Here is a 20,893-nt window from a genome sequence, read left to right as displayed (position 1 = left end):
GGCATAAGGCTGGAAGTGCGGCGGGAGCGGCGATGGCCAAGCGTGTGGTCCCCGAGGAGCGGCGGCGGCGCCGCAGGCCCACCAAGGGCGGTGTCGTGCTGTCGGAGCGGCTGATCGTCGAGGCGGCGCTGCGTCTGCTGCGCGAGCACGGCAGCGCGGGCCTGACCGCCCGCCGGCTCGGACTCGCCCTGGACTGCGACCCGAGCACGCTCTACCGCTACTTCCGCGGCATGGACGACCTGACCCTCGCCATCGGCGACGCGCTGATCGGCCAGGCGCTCGACGGCTGGCACCCCACCGGGCGGTGGCGCCACGACCTGCGCGGCCTCGGGCTGCGCATCCACGCCGCGTACGTCTCCCACCCGCAGGCGGCGGTCCTCACCGCGAGCCGGGTCTCCGGCCGGGCCAACGAACTCGCCGCCGACGAGGCGGTCCTGGACGTCCTGCGCACCGCCGGCTTCCCGCCGGACGACACCGTCCGCGTCTACCAGGCCTTCATCGACACCACGCTGGCGTTCGCCGCCCTCGACGCCGCGTCCCTCGCCCTGCCCGACGCCGTGCGGCGGGCCGACGAGGACATGTGGCGCTCGACCTACGCCCGGCTGCCTGCCGCCACCCACCCGCGCATCGCCGAGACGGCCCCGCTGCTCGCCGCCCGCATGGTCACCAGCGCCTACCCCACGGCGCTGGACATGCTGCTGGCGAGCGCGGAGCGGGACCTGGCGGGGCTCGGGGTCAGGGGTGCAGAGCCCGGGCGGCCGTCCGCGTGACCGCGTCGGCGACCGCCGCGAGGGCGGGGGAGTCCAGCTTCCACTGCTGCCAGTACAGGGCCGCGTCGGCCTCCCGGCCCGGGGCGAACACCGTGACCCGCCCGGCCCGCAGCAGCGGCACCGCCTGCGCCTCGGGCACCATGCCCCAGCCGAGACCCGCGGCCACCGCCTCGGCGAACCCCTCCGAGGTCGGCACGTAATGGCGCAGGGCGCTCGCCCCCGTGCGACCGCCGGTGAGCCGGCGTACGAAACCGTCCTGGAAGTCGTCCCGCCGGTCGAACACCACCACCGGCGCCGCCGGCACCGACTCCGCGAGCGGTTCCGTCAGCAGCTCCGCCGCGAACTCCGGGTGCGCCACCGGCAGGTAGTGCATGCGCCCCAGGTACCGCACCGAGCAGCCCGGCACCGGGTCGGGGGAGGACGTCACCGCGGCCATCACCGACCCCTCGCGCAGCAGCGCGGCCGTGTGGGACTCGTCCTCCCGGCGCAGTTCGAAGCAGAGCCGGGACCGCGTCGGCAGCCGGACCAGGGCGTCCAGGAACCAGGTGGCCAGGGAGTCCGCGTTGACCGCGACCGACACCCGGGTCGGCTCCCCGGCGCCGCTCAGCCCCAGCTCCGCGTACGCGTCCCGCTCCAGCCGGGCCACCTGGCGGGCCAGCCGCACCAGCACCTCGCCGGACTCGGTGGGCCGCACCGGCCGGGTCCGCAGCAGCAGCACCCTCCCGGTGCGCTGCTCCAGCGCCTTCACCCGCTGGCTGACCGCCGACGGCGTCACGTGCAGTGCGGCGGCCGCCGCGTCGAACGTCCCCTCGTCCACCACCGCGAGCAGCGTCCGAACCTGGTCCAGCGGAAGGTCTTCCATCACGGCAGCTAAGGGTACGTAAGAATCATCAGCTGTACTGCACCCCGGCGTCCGGCTTAGTTTCGACGCCATGACCAGCGCATTCACCGCCGCCGCCGCCGGTTTCGGCACCGGACTCTCCCTGATCGTCGCCATCGGCGCGCAGAACGCCTTCGTCCTGCGCCAGGGGATCCGCCGGGACGCCGTGCTCGCCGTCGTCGGCATCTGCGCCCTGTCCGACGCCCTCCTCATCGCCCTGGGTGTCGGCGGCGTGGGCGCCGTGGTGGTGGCCTGGCCCGCGGCGCTGACGGTGGTGGGCTGGATCGGCGGCGTCTTCCTCCTCGGCTACGGCGCCCTGGCCGCCCGCAGGGTGTTCCGCCCGGCCGGTGCCGGCCTGGAGGCGGGGGGCGGTGACGCGGCCGGCTCGCGTCGCCGGGCCGTCCTCACCTGCCTCGCCCTGACCTGGCTCAACCCGCACGTCTACCTGGACACCGTGTTCCTGGTCGGCTCGGTCGCCGCCGACCACGGCCCGCTGCGCTGGACCTTCGGCCTCGGGGCCGCGCTGGCCAGCCTCTGCTGGTTCGCCGCGCTGGGCTTCGGCGGCCGGCTGCTCGCCCGCCTCCTGGCCCGTCCGGCCGCCTGGCGGGTGCTCGACGGCCTGGTGGCCGCCACCATGGTCGTCCTCGGTGTGACGCTCCTCCTCGGAGCCTGAGGACGCTCGCGCACCGAGGGGTGCGATAGTGAGTCCCGGCCAATGGATGTATGCACCAACCAGGACGGTCGTGGACACCAGCGAGAGCAGTACCGAATCCCGGGCGGACGACACGGAGACGGGGGCGAGCGGGCCGCGCGGATGGCGCCGCTTCGCCATGGACACCCGCCCGCTGCGCCGCCCCGCCTACCGCCGGCTGTGGGTCTCCACCGTGGTGACCGCCGTCGGCAGCCAGCTCACCGCCGTCGCGGTGCCCAAGCAGATCTACGACATCACCGGCTCCTCCGCCTGGGTCGGCACCGCGAGCCTCGCCGGACTGCTGCCGCTGATCGTGTTCGCGCTGTGGGGCGGTGCGATCGCCGACAGCATGGACCGCCGCAAACTGCTGCTGCTCACCAACAGCGGCATCGCGGTCACCTCGGTGCTGTTCTGGGTGCAGGCCTTCATCGGCCTGGAGTCCGTGTGGACGCTGATGCTGCTGCTCGCCCTCCAGCAGGCCTTCTGGGGGCTGAACGCCCCCGCCCGCAGCGCCTCCATCGCCCGCCTGGTCCCCGCGGACGAGCTGCCCGCCGCCAACGCGCTCGGCTCCACCGTGATGCAGACCGGCCAGATCGCCGGGCCGCTGCTCGCCGGCGCCCTCATCCCCGTGATCGGGCTGGCCGAGCTGTACCTGATCGACGCCCTCGCCCTGTGCGTCACCGTCTGGGCGGTGTACCGGCTGCCCGCCCTGCCGCCGCTCACCGCCGCCAAGGCCGGGAGCGCCGGACTGCGCGGCGTCCTGGAGGGCTTCCGCTACATATCGGGCCACGCGGTCCTGATGCTGTCGTTCCTCGCCGACATCGTCGCCATGGTCCTCGGCATGCCCCGCGCCCTGTTCCCGCAGCTCGCCGCCGAGACGTACGCGCCCTACGGCGAGGGGTTCGCCCTGGGCCTGCTGTTCGCCGCGATCCCGCTCGGCGCGGTGCTGGGCGGCCTGTTCTCGGGCACCTTCTCCCGGGCCCGCCGGCACGGCTGGATGGTCATCGGCTCGGTGGTCGTCTGGGGCCTGGCCGTCGCCGGGTTCGGTCTGAGCGGCAGCCTCTGGATCGCGGTCGCCTTCCTCGCCCTCGCCGGGGTCGCCGACATGGTCTCCATGGTGTTCCGCGGGGCGATCCTGCTGTCCGCCGCGACCGACGAGATGCGCGGCCGCATGCAGGGCGTGTTCACCGTCGTGGTGGCGGGCGGACCCCGTCTGGCGGACGTCCTGCACGGCACCGCCGGCACGGCCTTCGGCCCCCGCGCGGCCGTCACGGGCGGCGGCATCCTGGTCGTCGCCCTGATGCTGACCCTGGCCTTCGCGATGCCGGCGCTGCGCCGCTATCGCGTGTGAGGAGGCGCCTGCGCGCGGCGCGGGGCGAGGGGGAGCGCGTTCCGCACCGTGCGTCGCCGTCGGCGGGGGCGGAGTGTCCTGCGCTCGGGGGTGCGGCGGGCGCTCCTCGGGTTTCGTCCGGTGGCGGCGTGTGGGGTCGGGCTGCGGTACTCCAGGGCGGGGTCGTGTACGGGCCGGGGTTACGGGACTCCGCCGCGGGTCGCGTACTGGTGCATGAGCTGGCCTCGGGTCGACTCCAGCCGGTGTGCCAGCACCTCGGCGACGCAGCGGACCAGGGCCAGCCCCAGCGCCGAGTCCTCATCGCACAGGCGCAGCACGGCAGCGGCGTCGTACTCGTAGGCGCGCACCGGGCTGAACGCCACCGCGCCGAAGTCCCACTCGTAGGGCGGGAAGAGCCAGGACCAGCCCAGCAGGTCGCCCGCGCCGAGGCCGGCGACCGTGACCCGCCGGACATCGCTGAGCTCCAGGTCCAGCGAGACCGCGCCGGAGCGGATCACCCAGAACCGGTCGGCGGTGCCTCCGTAGTCGAAGATGCGGGTGTCCTCCGGGAAGTACACCTCCTCGGCGAGCTCCATGAGGCGCGCGCGCTGGGGAGGGGGGAGGGCGGTCAGGATTTTGATCGGCTTGGTCATGGGGCGGGGCTCCTCGCCGGGATGCGGTCCGGGTGCTTTCCCTAAGTTCATTTCAGCCGCTGCCGCCGTTCGGGGCACGTCGGGGCCGGATCCGGCCCCTGCGGCGGACCGCCCGCCCGTGTCCGGGCATGAAAAAGCCCTGGCTGGACGGGGGAAGCCAGCCAGGGCCGTAAGCGGTGGTGTCCGGGGGATGGGGGTCGACCCCGCCACCACGTATGAGTGAACGATAAACCATTCACCAAAGGTTCGCGTAATCGGGGGGCGTGACGTCGTTCACCCGGAACGCCGGCCCTTCCGTGGAGCCGCGTCCCGGCTCACCCCGCGCCCTGGTGCGCGTCCCGGGCGACGACCCGCACCGTGTTCAGGTCGGGGTCCGCCGGGTCCGGCAGGTACATCCCCGCGGCGAGCCCGGTCCGCAGGTACCGCAGCACCGGCCCGGTGAACCGCTCGCCCGGCAGCACGGCCGGGATCCCCGGCGGATACGGCGTGATCATCTCGGCCGCGACCCGTCCGGCGGCCTCCTCGACCGGCACGTCCTCGGTGGGACCGAAGAACGCGTCCCGTGGCAGCACCGCCTGCTCCATCCGCAGCTCGCCCGGCGCGGGCACCGCCACCTCGGGACCCCCGCGCAGGTCGGGCGCCGCCCGCCCGAGATCCCGCAGCGCCGACAACAGCTCGCCGGTCGTCTCCCGGTCGTCGCCGTGGGTGATCTGCGCCCCGATGCGCCGGTGGTCGACCAGGTGGGCGTCCACCGCCCGGTGCTCGCGCAGCCAGTCCGCGGCCCGGTAGCCCGAGACGCCCAGCTCTTCCAGGTCGATGACGCACGGCAGCGGGTCGAAGTCGTCCGCCAGGCCCGGGCCGCAGAAGTCGTCCCGGTCGTTGACGTGCATGCCGTCGATCTCCTCGATCGCCGCCCGCACCTCGCCCGCGAGCGTCAGGGCCGACCCCATCAGATCCTTGCCACGCAGCGCCATCTGGCGCCGCCAGCCGTCCAGCCCCGCGAAGATCGGCACCGAGGGGCTGGTGGTGCCCAGCAGGTCGGCGCGCATGCCGAGCAGCGCGGGCGGCACCAGATCGCCGCGCAGATGGAACACCGACCCCTGCTCCAGACCGCTGCCCATCTTGTGGATGCTGGTCACGCAGATGTCGGCGCCCGCGTCCATCGCCCAGGACGGCAGATCGGGGTGGAAGGGCAGGTGAGCGCCCCAGGCCTCGTCCACGATCAGTGGACGCGAGCGCCGGTGGCAGACGTCGGCGATGTCCCGCAGCGCGGCGGCGCCGCCGTACGGCGTCGGGCTGGTCACCAGGGCGCCGCGCGCGTCCGGATGCGCCTCGAAGGCCTGCTCGAACTCCTCCGCCGACGGCGGATGCGCCAGATGCCGCCCCGCGTCCCACCGCGGCTCCACCCAGACCGGCACGATGCCGGACAGGATCAGCCCCGACACCACCGACTTGTGCGCGTCCCGCCCGATCAGCAGCTTCTCGTGCGGGCCGGCGACCGACAGCATCGCGGCCTTGACCGACAAGGAGCTGCCGCACGTACTGAAGAAGGTGTGGTCGGCGTGCACGGCGTCGGCCATCAGCTCCTGCGCCGACTGAAGCACGCGGCCCCGGGTGAGGCGGTCGTCCAGACCTCCCGTGGCCAGCACGTCACCCAGGAACACGGAGTCCCCGAGCACCTCGCGCACCGCCGGATCGGCTCCGCGCGCCTGCTTGTGGCCGGGGGGCGTGAACCCGAGCCGTCCGCTGCGGTGGTAGTCCTCCAGGGCTTCGAGCACCGGGGCCCGGTGATGGTCGACAGTCATGGGCCGTCGGGTGCCCGACGCCCGTGGTGTCAATCAGCCGACCCGGGAACCCGCCCCGGTGCCGGCCGGCCAGTCACGGGCGGTCGGTGTGCCGCCCCGGCGTCAGGATCTCGTCCAGCACCCGGAGCACCACTCCGTAGGCCACCGTGCGGACCTCGGCGTCGCGCGCCGCGCCGGGATCCTCCGGACCGCCCTCGCCGCCGAGCTGCTCGCCCCGGGCCCGCCACGCCCGCTCCTCCTGCGCCGCGCAGGCACGGGCCCGCTGGATCCGCCGCAGCAGTTCGTCCGAGTCCACCACATCCGTCATGCGGCCCGGGTACCCCCGGCGGCCCGTTCGCATGACAGGAGGGGCGGGAGGCGTCCGGGAGGTTTGCCGGAACCGGGACAGGTGAGCCGAAAAGGGAGGTCCGAGGCAAAAGACCGTCGACGAACCGACCGACAGGGAGCCGCAGAATGCGCGAGGAGCACCTCACCGAATCCGTTGTGCAGTCGCCCGGCACGCTCCGGGCCGAGCCGCCGTGTCCGTCCCGGCCCGCCGAGGTGCGGGAGGCCGTGGTGCGGGCGGTCGCCGAACGCTGCCTGGCCACCCGTACCCCCTGCGACACCGACGCCCTGGCGGACGCCCTCCTCGTCGCCTCCGAACTGACCACCAACGCCATCCTGCACGGCGGGGGAGTCACCGACTTCCAGGTCGACGTCAGCGGCCCCGGCATCCGCCTGTCCGTCAGCGACCGCAGCGACGCCCTGCCCGTGGCCGTACCGGCCGCCGACGGCGAGAAACGGCGCCGCCCCGGCGGTCACGGGTGGCCCATCGTGTGCCGGCTCGCCCGCGACGTCCGGGTGTCCGACCTGCCCGCCGGCGGCAAGTGCATCACCGCCCTGGTCTCCCTCGTCTGACCCCTTCCCGGCGGGTGCACGAGCCCCTGGCAATTTCCGCGAAGAAGCGGAGTTTGTTCTACCGGACCGGGGGCAATCGGAGGTTCGTGCTTCGGACCGGAGGCGCGCCGGCGGGACGGGTACGACCGCCGCGGGACCCCTCCGGGTGCCCCGCGACGACCGCCCCGCGGTAGATCCCTGAAACCACCGTTCGGGAGCTGAATCCGCAATGCTCATTGACACGTCCGCTTCTCGTCCCGGCTCCTCCGGAACGACCGCCGCCACAACCCGCCGGCGGCACGACGACGCCCCCGACACCACGACCCTCTTCTCCCGGCTGGCGTCCCTCGAGGACGGACCCGAACGGGACGCGGTGCGGGACGAGCTCGTCACCGCCTGGCTGCCCATGGCCCACCGGATCGCCGGCCGCTTCCGTGACCGCGGCGAATCCATCGAGGACCTGCGCCAGGTGGCCGCCCTCGGTCTGGTGAAGGCCATCGACCGGTTCGACCCGGACCGGGGGGCCTTCGAGAGCTACGCCGTCCCCACCATCACCGGCGAGGTCAAGCGCCACTTCCGGGACCGCATGTGGGCGCTGCGCGTGCCCCGCCGGGTCCAGGAACTGCGCAACAAGGTACGCGTGGCGCGCCGCGAGCTCACCCAGAACCCCGGCAGCCCCGAGCCCTCCGTCGCGGACATCGCCGCCCACACCGGGCTGACCGAGGAGGAGGTGTCCGCCGGCATGGAGGCGCTGGAGAGCTTCAGCACCCTGTCGCTGGACGCCGAACTGTCCTCCGACGACGACGGCTACAGCCTCGCCGACACCCTCGGCACCTCCGACGGCTCCTACGACGTCGTGGTCGACCGCGAGTCGGCCAAGGAGGGACTGCGGCGACTGCCGGAGCGCGAGCGGGCCATCCTCTACATGCGCTTCTTCGAGGACATGACCCAGAGCCGGATCGCCGACCGGCTGGGCATCTCCCAGATGCACGTCTCCCGGCTGATCAGCCGCAGCTGCGCCCGGGTCCGCGCCGACGTCCTGGGGCAGCGCCCCGGCCGCCGCGCCGCCCGGCCCACCGACTGAACGATCCTGCTCACCACCCCCCACACCGCCCCGAAAGCGAGTAGCACCCAGATGCTCAAGCCCCACCCCGCCGTGCTGCGCCGCCTCGTCGAGGAGTACGAGGCCCTGACGGCGACGCGTACCGCCCCCGTCGCGGGCACCCCCACGCCGGACGCGCGGCTGGCCGATCTGGCCTACACCCTGTGCGTGTCGACCGGCACGCGGGAGGTACGGCAGGCGCTCGCCACGGCGCGCGCCTGGCTGGCGCCGGACGAGAGGGAATCCACCGCAACGGTCGCGCCGGCCGCAGTATGACCCGGCGCGGGAAGGGAACCCGAGGCCCATGAGCGAATCCGAGTTCACCCCGGACGACCGCCCCGTGGACGTCTACCTGGATCTGCTGCGGGTGCGCATGGACACCGAGGACTACCGGCTTCTGCTCCAGGTGGTGGAGCCGGTCCTCGAGGCCATCGACGAGCACCGCCTGTCGGGCGTCGACCTCGCGCTGGACGGCGGCGACGAGGAGCTCCCGCAGGAGGTCCGCGACGAGGCCGCCCTGGTCATCGCCACGGCGGTCACCGGCCGGCTGGACAACGAGGTGGTCGAGCTCGACGTCGACGACACCGGGCCGGTCCGGGTGGTCACCGACGCGGCGACCGCCGCGGACCCCTCCCGGCTCGGCGAGATCGCCGACTTCATCCGCGACCGCCACCGCCAGAACGAGGAGCTGCGGGGCATCGCCGAGGCGAGCGGCCTCCCCACCGATTTCTGACCCCTCCCTCCTCCCCCCGCGCGACGCCGGGGCCGCGACTCCCTCCGCGGCCCCGGCGCCGTCGTGCGCTGCGGGGCCGAGGGCTCGGGCCTGCGTGGTCGCTGTTCGGGTTTCCCGGCGCCCGCGAGGAGGGGCGAGGGGGGCCGCACCGCCCGTGCCACCCGCGGTCCGGTGGGGGGTTGGTCGCGCAGTTCCTCGCGCCCCTGAGGGGCGACGGTCGGGACGCATCCGCAGGGGTGCGGGGAACTGCGGTCCGGGCTTGTGTGGTCGCTGTTCCGGTTTCCCGGCGCCCGCGAGGAGGGGCGAGGGGGGCCGCACCGCCCGTGCCACCCGCGGTCCGGTGGGGGCTGGTCGCGCAGTTCCTCGCGCCCCTGAGGGGCGACGGTCGGGACGCATCCGCAGGGGCGCGGGAAATTGGCCTCCCGGCCTGCGTGTGCCCGCGCCCGCCGAACGGCGACGGGGGCCGCACCGCCCGTGCCACCCGCGGCCCTCGCGCCCCTGAGGGGCGACGGTCGGGACGCATCCGTAGGGCGCGGGGAACTGCGCGAGCGGCCACGACGGCGGCGCACCCGGTCAGCCACCAGCACCCCCCTGGAGGATGCCGTGCGCGCGGCCCCGTGCGTCAGTGGTCCGGGGCCGTGACGGGGACGTCCAGGGGGCGGGCGAGGCCCACCACCGCCTCGTCCAGGCGTTCCAGGTGGCGCAGCACGCGGCCGGTGATGCGCCCGTAGCGGGCGGCGTCGTCGCCCGCCAGCAGGGACGCGATGCTCGGGCCCGTCTCGACCGGCGCCGTGACCTCGTCGTCGGCGACCCGCGCGGTGATCGTGTCGATGTTCCGCACGGTCCGCCCCGCCGCGCCCCGCAGCCGCGGATCCGCCGCGATCGACGGATGCGTCGGCAGCAGCTCGGCCGTCGCCGCCAGCGCACGCGCGTGGTACGCGCAGGTCTCCAGCAGCGCCACGACGTACCGCGCGTTGGTGCGCCGGGCCCGCAGCGGGGTGACCGGATGCGTCAGCGGCTTGGTCGCCGAACGCAGGTCACCCAGCGCCTGGTCCAGCTCCCGCGCCTTGTCCAGCAGATCGGCCGGCAGGCCGCCGCTCAGCTGCCCCACGGCCGCGTCCGTCACCTCGGACAGCCGCTCCAGCACGGTGACCAGCAGCTCGTTGGTGCGCCGGTCGGTGTGCACCGGCAGCACCAGCGCCGCCGCCACCACCCCGCAGACCGCGCCCAGCGCCGTCTCCTCCACCCGCAGCAGCAGCACCTCCCAGCTGTAGGTGTGCAGCAGGGTGTACAGCATCCCCAGCATCGCCGTGACGAAGAACGACATCAGCGTGTAGGACAGCGGTGCCGTGTAGAACATCGCGAAGATCAGCACCAGCACCAGGGCGAAGGCCGCCGCCGTGTTCCCGCCGACCAGCGCGGCCAGCATGATGCCGGCGACCACGCCGAAGACCGTGCCCAGCAGCCGCCGGTAGCCCTTGACCAGGATCTCCCCGGTGGACGCCGTGTTGATGAAGACGATCCAGCAGGTCAGCACCGCCCAGTACCAGCGGTCCGTGGACAGCAGCTCACCGCCGACGATGGCCAGCGTCGAGCCCACCGCCACCTGCACGGCGGCGCGGGTGGTGGGCCGCTCGAGCCCCTTCGGCTCCTCGCCCTCCTCCTCCGTCTCCTCCGCGTCGATGGCGGCGTCCTCGGCGTCCAGTTCCTCCCGGGAGCGGGCCGTCGCCGGACTGTCGTCCGACTCGTCCTGCGGACCGTCCAGGGCGATGCGCAGCCCCATGACCGCCCGCGCCGTCTCGCCGATCCCGCGGAACACGTCCCGCACGGCCGCCGAGCCGGCGGGCAGGTTCTCCTCGTCCCGGTAGCCGAGCAGACGGTTGCGGACCTGGGCCACGCCGGTGCCGGACGGCCCGGACCGCAGCACCACCGTGCTCAGCGCCAGCAGGTCGCGGCGCAGCAGCGCGGTCGCCTCCTCCGGGCCCGGCATCCGGCCGACCTCCGGCGCCGGGGCGCCGGGCAGGTGCAGCGTCAGCGTGTCCGCCCGTTCGGCGCTGCGGGCGGACAGCAGGAGCAGTCCGAGCCGCTCGGCGGCGATCTCCGCGTCGGCGATGCGGCGCTGCACCAGCCGCGCGGTCGGTTCGTCGGGGGTGCCCGCCTCCAGCCGGCTCTGGATCATCAGGGCCGTCTCGTGCAGCCGCGCGGTGCCGTCCCGCACTTCCTCCAGCGCCTTGTCGACCTCGTCCGGACCGGCGTCGAGCAGCGCCAGCTGCGCCGACACCAGACGGGCCATCCGCGCCCGGAACGCCTCGCGCAGCCGCTCGAGCAGCCCGGTGGGCGTCACCGGTACGACGGCGAAGCGCACGATCGCACTGGACGCGAAGCCGACCGCCATCACCGCCCACAGCCCCGGGAGCTGCCCGGGGGTGGCGCCCACGAACAGCGACACGAAGTACATCTGGAAGCCGATGAGGCCGAGCGACATCCCGCGGTCGCCGAACCGGCGGCCGTAGACGGCGCAGAAGATCAGGGCGACGGCGAAGACGTCACCGATCCACACGCGTTCGCTGAGCAGCGCGCCCGCGGACACCGACGCCAGCGCCACCGGCAGCCCGACGGCCAGCGTGACGGCCTGGGCACGGCGCTGCCGCTCCCGGATCGCGAAGGTGGCGGCCATCGACGTCATCGCGCCCGCCACCATGTGGGTGATGTCGAGGCCGAGCGGGGCGAGCACGGCCAGGGTCAGCGCGATCGCCCCCACCGTCCGCAGCCCGGCCGTCAGCCGCAGCAGCCCCGGGTCGGACGCCGCCAGATGGTCGCGCACCCGTGCGCCCACCGAGCGTCCCGCCGCCTTCACGCCCGCGCACTCTCCCCCGTCGTTCCTGTTCCCTGCGTCCGAGCGGGCCGCCGCGGCCCGGTCACCGAGCCGACCGGCCCGCCTCCGCGACGTGCGCCCGCACCTGCTCCGGTGTCAGGTAGGCGTCCAGGTACTCGAAGTCGCGCAGATTCCCCGGCCGGTGCGCCTGGAAACCGGTGCGCACGAAGTCGTCACCGGCCACCGCGTTCAGCAGCCAGTTGGTCATTACACGGGTCTTGGCGACGCCGGTGCGCAGCGCCGACCAGTGGTAGCCGCGGGCCACCACCTGGGCGGGCAGGCCGTGCAGCTCGTAACCGAGCGGCTTGGACACCGCGTCGGTGCCGCCGAGGTCCACCACCAGCCCGAGGTCCTGGTGCACGTACGGGCGGGTCGGCCGGCCCCGCAGGGTGGCGATGACGTTCTCCGCGACGTGCCGGCCCTGCCGCAGCGCGTGCTGCGCGGTCGGCGGGCACACGGCGTCGTCGCCCTTGGCCAGGTCCGGCACCGCGGCGGAGTCGCCGAGCGCGAAGACCCCGTCGTGGCCGGGCAGCCGCATGTCCGCGTTGACCGCGAGCCGGCCGCGTACGGTCTCCGCGTCGAGCGTGGCGATCAGTGGGCTGGCCACCACCCCGGCGGTCCAGATCAGCGTGCGGGTGGGCACGACCCGGCCGTCGGTGAAGGTGACCTCCTCCGCGCCGGCCTTCGCGATGGACACGCCCAGCGAGATCTCGATGCCGCGCCGGGTGAGGATCTCCTGGGCGCTGCGCCCGAGCTTCTCGCCCAGCTCGGGCATGAGCTTGGGCGCGATGTCGATCAGGTGCCACTTGATCAGGCCCGGGTCCAGACGCGGGTAGCGCTTCACGGCGGCGTGCGTCAGCCGCTGCAGGCAGGCCGCGGTCTCGGTGCCCGCGTAGCCGCCGCCGACGACCACGAACTGCAGCCGCGAGGCGCGCTCCCGGGGGTCCAGGCAGGCGTCGGCCAGGTCGAGCTGGGAGATCACGTGGTCGCGCAGGTAGGCGGCCTCGGCGAGCGACTTCAGCCCGAAGGCGTGGTCGGTCAGGCCGGGGATGTCGAACGTGCGGGTGACGCTGCCGGGCGCGAGCACGATGTAGTCGTACGGTTCGTCGACCATGTCGCCGTTGATGGTCCGGATGACGCACACCTTGGCCTTGAGGTCCACGCCGATCGCGCCGCCCGGGATGATCCGGGTGCGGTACCTCGAGCTGCGCCGCAGGGAGATCGCGACCGAGTGCGGGGTCAGGACCCCGGAGGCGACCTGGGGGAGCAGCGGCAGGTACAGCTGGTAGGACATCGGCGTCACCAGCGTCAGTTCCGCCTCGTCCGGGGTGAGCCTGCGCTCCAGCCGCCGCACGCACTCCACACCGGCGAAACCGGCGCCCACCACGAGGATCCTGGGTCGTGTCACGATGTCCATCCCTTCGTGCGGCTTCAGGCGGTCCGCCTCGAACGTCGATGTCTGACGCGTGCCCCTGTTCAGCTCCACGATGCCCGCCCCCGCGCCGAACCGCACCGGGAAGCCCCCACACAGGGCGACGCCCCCCTCCGCCCGGCGGCGGCCCACCCCGGAGGCATGTCCGCGCGGCTCGGCGGTGTTTCGACCCCGTCGGAAACGAGGGCTCGGGCGCCGTGGGACGGTTGCGGGGACCTGCGGGGTGGTTTCGGACGTCCGCGGCCTCAGCCGCGGAGGTGGCAGAGGAGCAGGCAGACGTCGTCGTCGCGTTCGCTGTCGCTGAGGAGGGGGTGGAGGACGCGGTCCGCCGCCTCCTCCAGGTCCGTGTCCAGCTCCGCGCGGTCGAACGACGCCAGGGCCGCGCCCAGGCGTTCGATGCCCGGGTCTATGCCCTGCGAGCGCCGCTCGACCAGCCCGTCCGTGTAGAGGGCCAGCGTCGAGCCGGGCGTCAGCCGCTCGGTGTGGTCCGCGATGTCCTGGCTCAGCGGGATGCCGAGCATCGCGCCCGGCTTGGCGTCCAGGGTCCGCACCTCACCGTCCGGCAGCCGCAGCACCGGCGGCGGGTGGCCCGCCGCAGCCCATGTCAGCGTCTGGTCGTCCGGGTGGAAGCGGGCGATGACGGCCGTGGCGAACAGGTCCGGCTGGAGCTGGCGCAGGTACCCGTGCAGCCGGGTCAGCAGCCGTCCCGGGCTGTCGCCGTCGACGGCGTAGGCACGCAGCGCGGTGCGCAGCTGGCTCATCATCACCGCCGCGTGCAGCCCGTGCCCGGTGACGTCGCCGATGACGGTGACCAGGCTGCCGTCCCGCTGCTGGAAGGCGTCGTACCAGTCGCCGCCGATGTTCAGGCCGCGCGTGGCGGGCAGGTAGCGCGCGGCCAGGCCCACGCCGGGCGTCGACGGCAGCTCCGTCAGCAGGGCGCGCTGCAGCGTCTCGGCGATGTCCCGGTTGTGCTCGAAGCGGCGGGCGTTGTCCAGGGCGATCCCGGCCCGGCGGGCCAGCTCGATCAGCATGACGGCGTCGTCCGGGTCCCAGCGCTCGCCCTGCGGCGACAGCGTCAGCACCCCCAGCGGCGCGCGGCGCGGCGTCAGCAGTGGCACGCACAGCAGCGGCCGGTCGGGAGCCAGGGCCGACGGCGGCCGGTCCTCCACGCCCGGGAGGTTGCCGGGGTGGTCGGCGGCGTACTGCGGGCGCCCGGTGCGGGCCGCCTGCACGGCTGCGCCCGGATGGTCGGCGGGCAGCGGCCGGCCGTCCTCGTGGTCGAACAACCAGACGTCCACGCCGTCGGCGTACCGCGGCACCAGCAGTTCCGGCAGCCGGCGCAGGATCTCGTCGTGGTTCAGCGACGCGGTCAGCTCGGCGCTGGCGTCCGCGAGGAACGTCAGCCGCCGCCGCGCGTTCTCGGCCTCGTTACGGGCCCGGCGCTCGGCGGCGAACGCCTCCCGCTGCGCCCTCCCGGCCGCGTCCAGCTCGGCGTGCAGTGCCAGGACGCCCTGGTTGGTCTGGTGCAGCTCCTCCCGGTGGAAGGCGACCAGCCCCTCCTGCTCGGCCAGTTCGTCCAGCACCACCGAGGTGTCCTCGTCGGCGCCCAGCAGCCCCTCCGACAGCGCGGCCGGCTCGTCCGGCACCGGGCAGGGGCCGGACGCCCGGCCGGGGTCGGGGCAGGGCACGCCCGTCGTCCACGGAGTGCGCTCCTCGGCGGCCCCGTCCGGGGCCGGTACGACCACGACGTGCAGTTCACCCGGCCCGGCGTCCCCGCCGGTCGTCTCCAGGGTGAGCAGCCAGGTGCCGCCCTTGGTGAGGCACTGGCGCAGCTGTCCGCCGACGGCCGTGGCCAGCCGGGTCCGTTCCACCGTGGGCACGCCGCAGGCCGCGGCCAGCCGCGCCACGGCGATCCGGGCGCGGGCCGCGTCGGTGACGGTCGTGATCCGCCAGGCACGCGTCATGAAGGAGCCTCCGGTACGGGGGCGAGCACGGCGACGGCGGTGTCGTCCCGCACCGGGCGCGCGGCGCTGCCCGCGTCCCGCACGGCCACGGCGGCCGTCACGGCGGGGTCGGCCGGGGGCACACCGGTGTCCGGCGGCGGCGTCCAGCGGCCCGGCAGTCCGTCCGTGTGCAGAATCAGCAGGCTCTGCGGGGTCCAGGCGACCTCGTCCTCGCGCACCGTGCGGGGCCGGTGCGCGCCGACGATGCCGGGCCGGGACAGCAGGGTGCGCCAGCGCCCGCCCTCCCGCAGCCGTGCCGTGACGTTGCCGATGCCGGCGAACCGCAGCCGGCCGGTCCAGGTGTCCAGCTGGGCGACGGCTACGGCCGCTCCCCGGGTGCCGCGGAGCGCGGTGTGCAGCCGCTGCAGGAGTTCGGCGGGCGGGAGCCGGGAGCCGTGCCGCAGTTCCTCGACGGCGGCGGTGGAGGCGCGGGCGGCCTCCGCGCCGTGGCCCAGCCCGTCCGCCAGCAGCAGCGTCACCCGGTCGCCGGAGCGCACCCAGGACCAGGCGTCCCCCGACAGCTCGGCGCCCGCGAAGGGCATGTTGACGCCGCCGGCGTGCACGCCGAGCGACCGCGCGGGGTCCTCCCCGGGGACGAGTCCGGCCGTGGCGGGGCCGATACGGGCCACGGCGACGGTGCCGCGGCCGGGCACGCTGTGCAGTCCGAACGCGTCGGCGAGCCGCCGGCACGTCCCGAGGCCCGCGCCGAGCGAGTCGCTGGTGGTGAAGCCGTCCTTCAGCGCGCCGGGTACGTCGGCGATGCCCGGCCCGTGATCCAGGGCGGTGATCTGCACGGCCTGCCCCGGCCGTCCCTCCGGCAGCACCGCCGGGTCGACCACGTCGACGACGACCTCGCCCGCCTGCGCGTGCTTGAGCAGATTGGTGGCGAGCTCGGTCGCCACCAGCGCGCACGCGGCCCGGCGCTGCTCGTCCAGCCCGGCCCGCGTGGCGGCCTGCTCCGCCGCGACCCGTACGTCACGCACCCGGGTCGCGTCGTGCACCGGCACGTGCCACAGCCGCGGCATCACCCACCTCCGCGCGGACGGACCGGCCGGGTGACCCATGAGGTGACCCGCACGGTGGTTCCCGAGCCCGGGGTGCTGTCGACCTCGAAGTCGTGCACCAGGCGCCGGGACCCGCCCAGTCCCATGCCCAGGCCGTCGCCGGAGGTGTAGCCGTCGCTGAGCGCCCGGTCGAGATCGGGGATCCCGGGGCCCTCGTCGGAGAAGGTCAGCCGCAGCCCGGCCGTCCCGTCGGCGGCGGTGACGCGCGAGGTCTCCAGGACGCCGCCCCCGCCGTGCACCAGGGTGTTGCGGGCCAGCTCGCTCGCGGCTGTGACCAGTTTCGTCTGGTCGACCAGTCCGAAGCCGACCAGGGTGGCGGCCTGCCGTACGTGCTGGCGTACCCACGCGAGGTCCATGTCCGACCGGATGGGCAGCCGCGCCTCGACGTCCGAGGCGGTGTCCATCACGGTCTCCCCTCTCCGCCGGTCCGGTTCGCGACGATCGGCTGCGCCAGCAGCTCCAGCGCCGCCTCGGTGGTCAGCGCGGTGCGCAGCTCCGGGAACGTCAGGCCCAGCTCCACCAGCGTGATGGCCACGGCGGGACGCATGCCCGCCACCACGGTCCGCGCGGCCAGCAGCTCGGTCTGCGCCGCCGTCTCGGCGAGCACCCGACCGAGGAAGGAGTCGACGATCTCCACCCCGGAGATGTCGATCACCACGCCGGTGACCCGGCTGGCGGCGATCGTCTCGGCGAGGTCCTGCTGGAGCTGGGACGCCATGCTGTCGTGCAGGTCGCCCTGGAGGGTGACCAGCAGTACGTCCCCGAGCCGGAGCACCGGCACGTGTCCCGCGACCGGGCGGGCGAAGTGCTCGCTCACCGCCGGACCGCACCCTCGGCCGGGGCGTTCACGATGTTCGCGCCCAGCTCGTGCAGGCAGTACCCGAGCGCGTCGGCGAGGCTCGCCCGGGTCTTGACCGTGCCGAGGTCCAGCCCCAGGTGCACGATGGTCTGCGCGATCGCCGGACGGATGCCGGAGACCACGCACTCCGCGCCCATCAGCCGGGCGGCGGCGACCGTCTTCATCAGGTGCTGGGCGACCAGCGAGTCGACGGTCGGCACCCCGGTGATGTCGAGGATCGCGAACCGGGCGTGCTGGTCGACGACCGCGTTGAGCAGCGTCTCCATCACCACCTGACTGCGGGCGCTGTCCAGCGTCCCGATGAGCGGGACCGCGACGATCCCGTCCCAGAGCTTGATCACCGGTGTCGCCACCTCCAGCAGCTGCAGCCGCTGGCGGTCGATCAGGGCCTGGTTCTCGCTGAGCGCGGTCTGCATCGTCACCAGCCGCAGTGTGCCCATCAGCACGCTCAGGGCGGTCGTGCACTCGCGCCGCCACTCCGGGTCCCGCTGCTCCAGGTCGGCCACCAGCAGGTTCTCCACCGGCGGCAGCAGCGCGGCCAGCTCGCTGGAGACCTGTGTCGTGGACAGCCCCGCGCGGGAGCGGGCCGCCCCCATGCGCGCGAGCTGCTCGCGGACCCCGGTGAAGCCCGCGGCGTCCGGGTCCTCGATCCGCTGCGCGTCGGCCACCTGGGCGAGCGCGTCCACGATCACCCGGCCCGCGTCCACCGCCTCGTCGCGGGAGACGGTGAACACCGTGCGGAACAGGGGCTCGTCCGCCCACCGCTGGGCGATCTGCTCCCGCAGCCGCCGCAGGAAGTCACCGACCTCCCCGGCGGGGGTTCCGTGGGTCGCGTCCGCTTCGTGCTCCGGCACCTGTCTGCTCTCCTCCTCGTCGTACACGGACGCCCGGACCCGTGCCGGGACCGGGCGGGGCGGTCCCGCTCAGGCCTCGGGCCCGGTCGGGGCCTGAGGCGCGTCGACGCGCTCCAGCGCCTCGTCGACGCTCTCCGAGACGGGCACGGTGATGCTGACGCCCGTCAGGTCGAGAATCCGGCGCACGGCCGGGGTGGGGGAGATGATGTGGACGCTCCCCGGAAGGTCCCGCGCCTCCTGGTACACGCGCAGGATGATGTTCATACCGGAGGAGTCCATGAAGGGGACCGCCGACAGATCCAGGAGGAAGTGCCGGCGGCCGTGGTGCAGCTGGTTGGCCAGATGGTGCTGGAACTCGGTCGCCGTGTCGACGTCCAAGTAGCCCTCCACCGTCAGAAGGGCCACATCCTCACGCGGGAGTGTCACCTCTACGGACAACGGTTCCTGGGCAATGGGCACGAGTACCTCCAACAAGGTGATCAAGCTCTTCGTCGCGCAGCCGCGCGTACCCCCGAACCGCCCTCTCATGCCTCCGTCCGTCGGATCGCCCGTCCGGGTGACCTATCCCACCCGGATTCCCACGATGCAGGTGTCGTCGTCGGTGTCCGACCTGCTGTACGTGAGCAGCCGGTCCAGCCGCTGGTCGAGCGAGCCCGGCACCGTCGCCGCGGTGGTGAGGAGGTGCGTCAGCGACTCCTCCACCGAGCGGTCCCGGCGCTCGATCAGCCCGTCCGTGTACATCAGGAGGTTGTCCTCGGCGGCCAGCTGCACCTCCGACTCCTCGTACTGCGCCTCCGGCACCGCGCCCAGCAGCAGGCCCCGCACGACCGGCAGCGGCGCCGCCTCGGAACCGCGCACCAGCACCGGCGGCAGATGACCGGCCCGCGCCCACCGCAGGGTGCGGGTGGCCGGGTCGTACAGACCGCAGACCGCCGTGGCCGTCACTCCGCCGGTCAGATGGTGCGCCACGATGTTCAGCCACGACAACAGCTGCCCCGGGCCCGCGCCGGTGACCGCGAGCCCGCGCAGCGCGTTGCGCAGCACCACCATGCTGGTGGCCGCCTCGATGCCGTGACCGGCGACGTCGCCGACGCACAGCAGTACCAGCCGGGACGGCAGCACCACCGCGTCGTACCAGTCGCCGCCCACCAGCTGTTCCGCCTCCGCCGGCCGGTAGCGCACCGCCACGTCCAGGTCGGGGATCTGCAACGGCGCCTGCGTGGGCGGCATGATCGCGCGCTGCAGCTGCAGCGCCAGCCGGTCGCGCTCGCTCGCGTGCTGCTCGGTGTGGGCGAGCTGGTCGCGGGTCGCCGCCAGCGCCACCTCGGTCCAGTGCTGCGACGAGATGTCCTGGTAGGCGCCCCGTATGGTCAGCAGCCGGCCGTCGGTGTCCAGTACCGGCTCGGCGACCACCCGGATGTGCCGGGTCACCCCGTCCGGACGCTGCAGCCGGAAGGCCGCCGACGCCGGACGCCGGTGGTGCAGCACCGTGCGCAGGAAACGGCCGATGGCGACGGCGTCGTCCGGGTGGGCGTGCGCCGGCAGGTCCTCCAGCGGCACCGGGGGACTGGTCTCCGGACGCCCGTACAGGTCGAACAGCTGGCCGTTCCAGGTGATCTCCCCGGTCAGCAGGTTCTCCTCGAACCCGCCGATCCGGCCGAGCCGCTGCGCGTGCTGCAGCAGGCTCGCCAGCCGGGCCGTCTCGTCCTCGATCCGCCAGATGAACAGGATCCCCGCGCCGTGCCGGCTGACGCTGATGTCCGCCATCGCCGACAGCGGCACCTGGTCGACCAGCGCGGTCAGATGCATGCGCCGGGCCCGGAACGGCTCACCCGTGGCGTACACCCGCTCGATCCGCTGGAACAGCTCGCTCTCCCCGGCGGCCATCGGGTACGCCTCCAGCAGCAGCGCGCCGCTGACCATGCCGCGCGGCCGGCCCGCCGGGTCCAGGAAACGGCTGTTGACGTGCTGGATGCGGAAGTCGAGCAGGTTCCCCGACTCGTCCAGGTACGGCACGAGCACCAGGGCCGGGTCGTACAGACCGTCGGCCAGGTCCATCAGCTCCGCGGCGTCCGGCAGCACCCGCGGCGGCCGGCTGGGGTCGTCCGGCACGGTGAACGTCTCCAGCGTGTGCGCGCACAGCTCGGCCAGCGCCTCCACCTGCCGCACGATCTGCGGCGGCTGCTGCGGCAGCGGCGTGGGCCAGACGATCTCCAGCACCCCGTACACCCGCCCGCCGGTGCCGGCGGGCACGGCGGCCCGGCCGCCGTCCGGGTGGTGGTGCCGCCCCACGCTGGGCAGCCCCCGCTCGGACAGCGACTCGATCCACAGGCCGTCACGCTCGGCCAGGCCGTACCGCGCGACCGTCGCCACGTCCGGCGGCACGTAGTACCAGCGCGCCGCCTCGGCGGGGGAGAACCCGGCACTGCCCGCCAGGGTCAGCGACCCGTCGGCGCCTGCCGCCCAGATCGCCACGGCCACCGCGCCCAGCGGACGCAGCGCCTGCTCCAGCAGCGACTCGGCCACCGCCTGGGTGTCGTCGGCGGCGAGCGCGCCGCTCTCCGCCGCCCGCAGCCGTACGGCCGCCGGGTCCGCCTCACCGGCCGCCCGGGTGGCGGCCAGGAAGGCGTCGGTCACCTCGGACATCCGGTCCCGGGCGGCCTGGTTGATCACCTCGACCGCGAACTCCAGCGGGTTCGTCCCGGCCTGCTCGGTCAGCTCGGCCAGCTGCCGTGCGGCCTGCGCGGGCCCGCACCCCAGGCGTTCGACGAGGATGCCCTTGGCGAGTTCGATCAGCGCCCGCCCCTCGGCCTCCGCCTGCGCGGCCCGCACCTCACGGCTGAGCCGGTCCACGGTGGCCGCCAGCCGGCCCACGGGGGAGTCCGCGGCCACGCCGGCGGGACCGGACGGCCGCCGCAGCTCCATCTCCTTCTCCTCGGGCGGTGGTTCGTTCACGTGCTCCTGGA

General features: G+C 74.2%; 20 protein-coding genes. 7 read left to right on the top strand and 13 right to left on the bottom strand.

The window, feature by feature from the left end:
* The first annotated feature begins 32 nt into the window (after window positions 1–32).
* Window positions 33–770, top strand: coding sequence for a TetR/AcrR family transcriptional regulator (locus ACIF8S_RS14705; protein WP_399999499.1), 738 nt, complete (start codon window positions 33–35; stop codon window positions 768–770).
* Here ACIF8S_RS14705 and ACIF8S_RS14700 read toward each other — a convergent pair.
* Window positions 736–1,632 carry a LysR family transcriptional regulator ArgP gene (locus ACIF8S_RS14700; protein ID WP_399999809.1) on the bottom strand — a complete coding sequence of 299 codons (897 nt, stop codon included), beginning with the start codon at window positions 1,630–1,632 and terminating at the stop codon, window positions 736–738. The genes ACIF8S_RS14705 and ACIF8S_RS14700 overlap by 35 nt on opposite strands.
* A gap of 70 nt (window positions 1,633–1,702) precedes the next feature.
* Between ACIF8S_RS14700 and ACIF8S_RS14695 the strand changes: the two genes are divergently transcribed.
* Together ACIF8S_RS14695 and ACIF8S_RS14690 are read left to right on the top strand one after the other, a co-directional pair.
* Window positions 1,703–2,323, top strand: coding sequence for a LysE/ArgO family amino acid transporter (locus ACIF8S_RS14695; protein WP_399999498.1), 621 nt, complete (start codon window positions 1,703–1,705; stop codon window positions 2,321–2,323).
* A 70-nt stretch (window positions 2,324–2,393) separates the two neighbouring features.
* Window positions 2,394–3,692 carry an MFS transporter gene (locus ACIF8S_RS14690; protein ID WP_399999497.1) on the top strand — a complete coding sequence of 433 codons (1,299 nt, stop codon included), beginning with the start codon at window positions 2,394–2,396 and terminating at the stop codon, window positions 3,690–3,692.
* 179 nt (window positions 3,693–3,871) lie between these two features.
* Here the strand turns inward: ACIF8S_RS14690 and ACIF8S_RS14685 are convergent, their stop codons facing one another.
* From ACIF8S_RS14685 to ACIF8S_RS14675, 3 genes are all read right to left on the bottom strand, one after another.
* Window positions 3,872–4,324: a cyclic nucleotide-binding domain-containing protein gene (locus ACIF8S_RS14685; protein WP_399999495.1), complete on the bottom strand. Its 453-nt coding sequence runs from the start codon at window positions 4,322–4,324 to the stop codon at window positions 3,872–3,874.
* Between the two features lie 314 nt (window positions 4,325–4,638).
* Window positions 4,639–6,129: an aminotransferase class I/II-fold pyridoxal phosphate-dependent enzyme gene (locus tag ACIF8S_RS14680; RefSeq protein WP_399999493.1), complete on the bottom strand. Its 1,491-nt coding sequence runs from the start codon at window positions 6,127–6,129 to the stop codon at window positions 4,639–4,641.
* A gap of 73 nt (window positions 6,130–6,202) precedes the next feature.
* Window positions 6,203–6,436: a hypothetical protein gene (locus tag ACIF8S_RS14675; RefSeq protein ID WP_399999492.1), complete on the bottom strand. Its 234-nt coding sequence runs from the start codon at window positions 6,434–6,436 to the stop codon at window positions 6,203–6,205.
* 146 nt (window positions 6,437–6,582) lie between these two features.
* Between ACIF8S_RS14675 and ACIF8S_RS14670 the strand changes: the two genes are divergently transcribed.
* From ACIF8S_RS14670 to ACIF8S_RS14655, 4 genes are all read left to right on the top strand, one after another.
* Window positions 6,583–7,026 (top strand): ATP-binding protein, encoded by a 444-nt coding sequence (locus ACIF8S_RS14670; protein WP_399999491.1) that lies wholly within the window; start codon window positions 6,583–6,585, stop codon window positions 7,024–7,026.
* A gap of 208 nt (window positions 7,027–7,234) precedes the next feature.
* Window positions 7,235–8,089 (top strand): SigB/SigF/SigG family RNA polymerase sigma factor, encoded by an 855-nt coding sequence (locus ACIF8S_RS14665; protein WP_349796821.1) that lies wholly within the window; start codon window positions 7,235–7,237, stop codon window positions 8,087–8,089.
* A gap of 51 nt (window positions 8,090–8,140) precedes the next feature.
* Entirely contained in the window at window positions 8,141–8,383 is a 243-nt protein-coding gene (locus tag ACIF8S_RS14660) for a DUF5133 domain-containing protein (protein ID WP_399999489.1), read from the top strand.
* Window positions 8,384–8,411: 28 nt separating this feature from the next.
* Window positions 8,412–8,840, top strand: coding sequence for a hypothetical protein (locus ACIF8S_RS14655; protein WP_399999488.1), 429 nt, complete (start codon window positions 8,412–8,414; stop codon window positions 8,838–8,840).
* A gap of 622 nt (window positions 8,841–9,462) precedes the next feature.
* On the opposite strand, the gene ACIF8S_RS14650 is transcribed toward ACIF8S_RS14655, so the two are convergent.
* The 9 genes from ACIF8S_RS14650 to ACIF8S_RS14610 all read right to left on the bottom strand — a co-directional run bounded on the left by ACIF8S_RS14650 (window position 9,463) and on the right by ACIF8S_RS14610 (window position 20,852).
* Window positions 9,463–11,697, bottom strand: coding sequence for an FUSC family protein (locus ACIF8S_RS14650; protein ID WP_399999487.1), 2,235 nt, complete (start codon window positions 11,695–11,697; stop codon window positions 9,463–9,465).
* A 61-nt stretch (window positions 11,698–11,758) separates the two neighbouring features.
* Entirely contained in the window at window positions 11,759–13,132 is a 1,374-nt protein-coding gene (locus tag ACIF8S_RS14645; protein ID WP_399999808.1) for an NAD(P)/FAD-dependent oxidoreductase, read from the bottom strand.
* Window positions 13,133–13,392: 260 nt separating this feature from the next.
* The gene (locus tag ACIF8S_RS14640; protein ID WP_399999485.1) at window positions 13,393–15,111 is read right to left on the bottom strand and encodes a PP2C family protein-serine/threonine phosphatase; all 1,719 of its coding nucleotides are present in this window, start codon (window positions 15,109–15,111) and stop codon (window positions 13,393–13,395) included.
* Entirely contained in the window at window positions 15,108–16,175 is a 1,068-nt protein-coding gene (locus tag ACIF8S_RS14635; RefSeq protein ID WP_399999484.1) for a SpoIIE family protein phosphatase, read from the bottom strand. Before ACIF8S_RS14635 ends, ACIF8S_RS14640 begins: the two co-directional genes overlap by 4 nt.
* On the bottom strand, window positions 16,175–16,618 hold the full coding sequence (locus tag ACIF8S_RS14630; protein ID WP_399999482.1) for an anti-sigma regulatory factor: 444 nt from the start codon (window positions 16,616–16,618) through the stop codon (window positions 16,175–16,177). Before ACIF8S_RS14630 ends, ACIF8S_RS14635 begins: the two co-directional genes overlap by 1 nt.
* Entirely contained in the window at window positions 16,618–17,031 is a 414-nt protein-coding gene (locus ACIF8S_RS14625; RefSeq protein ID WP_399999481.1) for an STAS domain-containing protein, read from the bottom strand. The genes ACIF8S_RS14630 and ACIF8S_RS14625 overlap by 1 nt, the downstream gene beginning before the upstream one ends.
* Window positions 17,028–17,927 carry an STAS domain-containing protein gene (locus tag ACIF8S_RS14620; protein ID WP_399999479.1) on the bottom strand — a complete coding sequence of 300 codons (900 nt, stop codon included), beginning with the start codon at window positions 17,925–17,927 and terminating at the stop codon, window positions 17,028–17,030. Before ACIF8S_RS14620 ends, ACIF8S_RS14625 begins: the two co-directional genes overlap by 4 nt.
* Before the next feature lie 69 nt (window positions 17,928–17,996).
* Entirely contained in the window at window positions 17,997–18,386 is a 390-nt protein-coding gene (locus tag ACIF8S_RS14615; RefSeq protein ID WP_399999477.1) for an STAS domain-containing protein, read from the bottom strand.
* A gap of 102 nt (window positions 18,387–18,488) precedes the next feature.
* A complete protein-coding gene (locus ACIF8S_RS14610; protein WP_399999807.1) occupies window positions 18,489–20,852 on the bottom strand; it encodes a SpoIIE family protein phosphatase in 2,364 nt (787 codons plus the stop codon).
* Window positions 20,853–20,893: the final 41 nt, after the last annotated feature.

The sequence above is a fragment of the Streptomyces sp. NPDC085937 genome (genome assembly GCF_044540535.1).
Taxonomy (GTDB): domain Bacteria; phylum Actinomycetota; class Actinomycetes; order Streptomycetales; family Streptomycetaceae; genus Streptomyces.
Note: the sequence above shows the minus strand (reverse complement) of the source record. Positions and strands in the feature narration are given on the sequence as shown.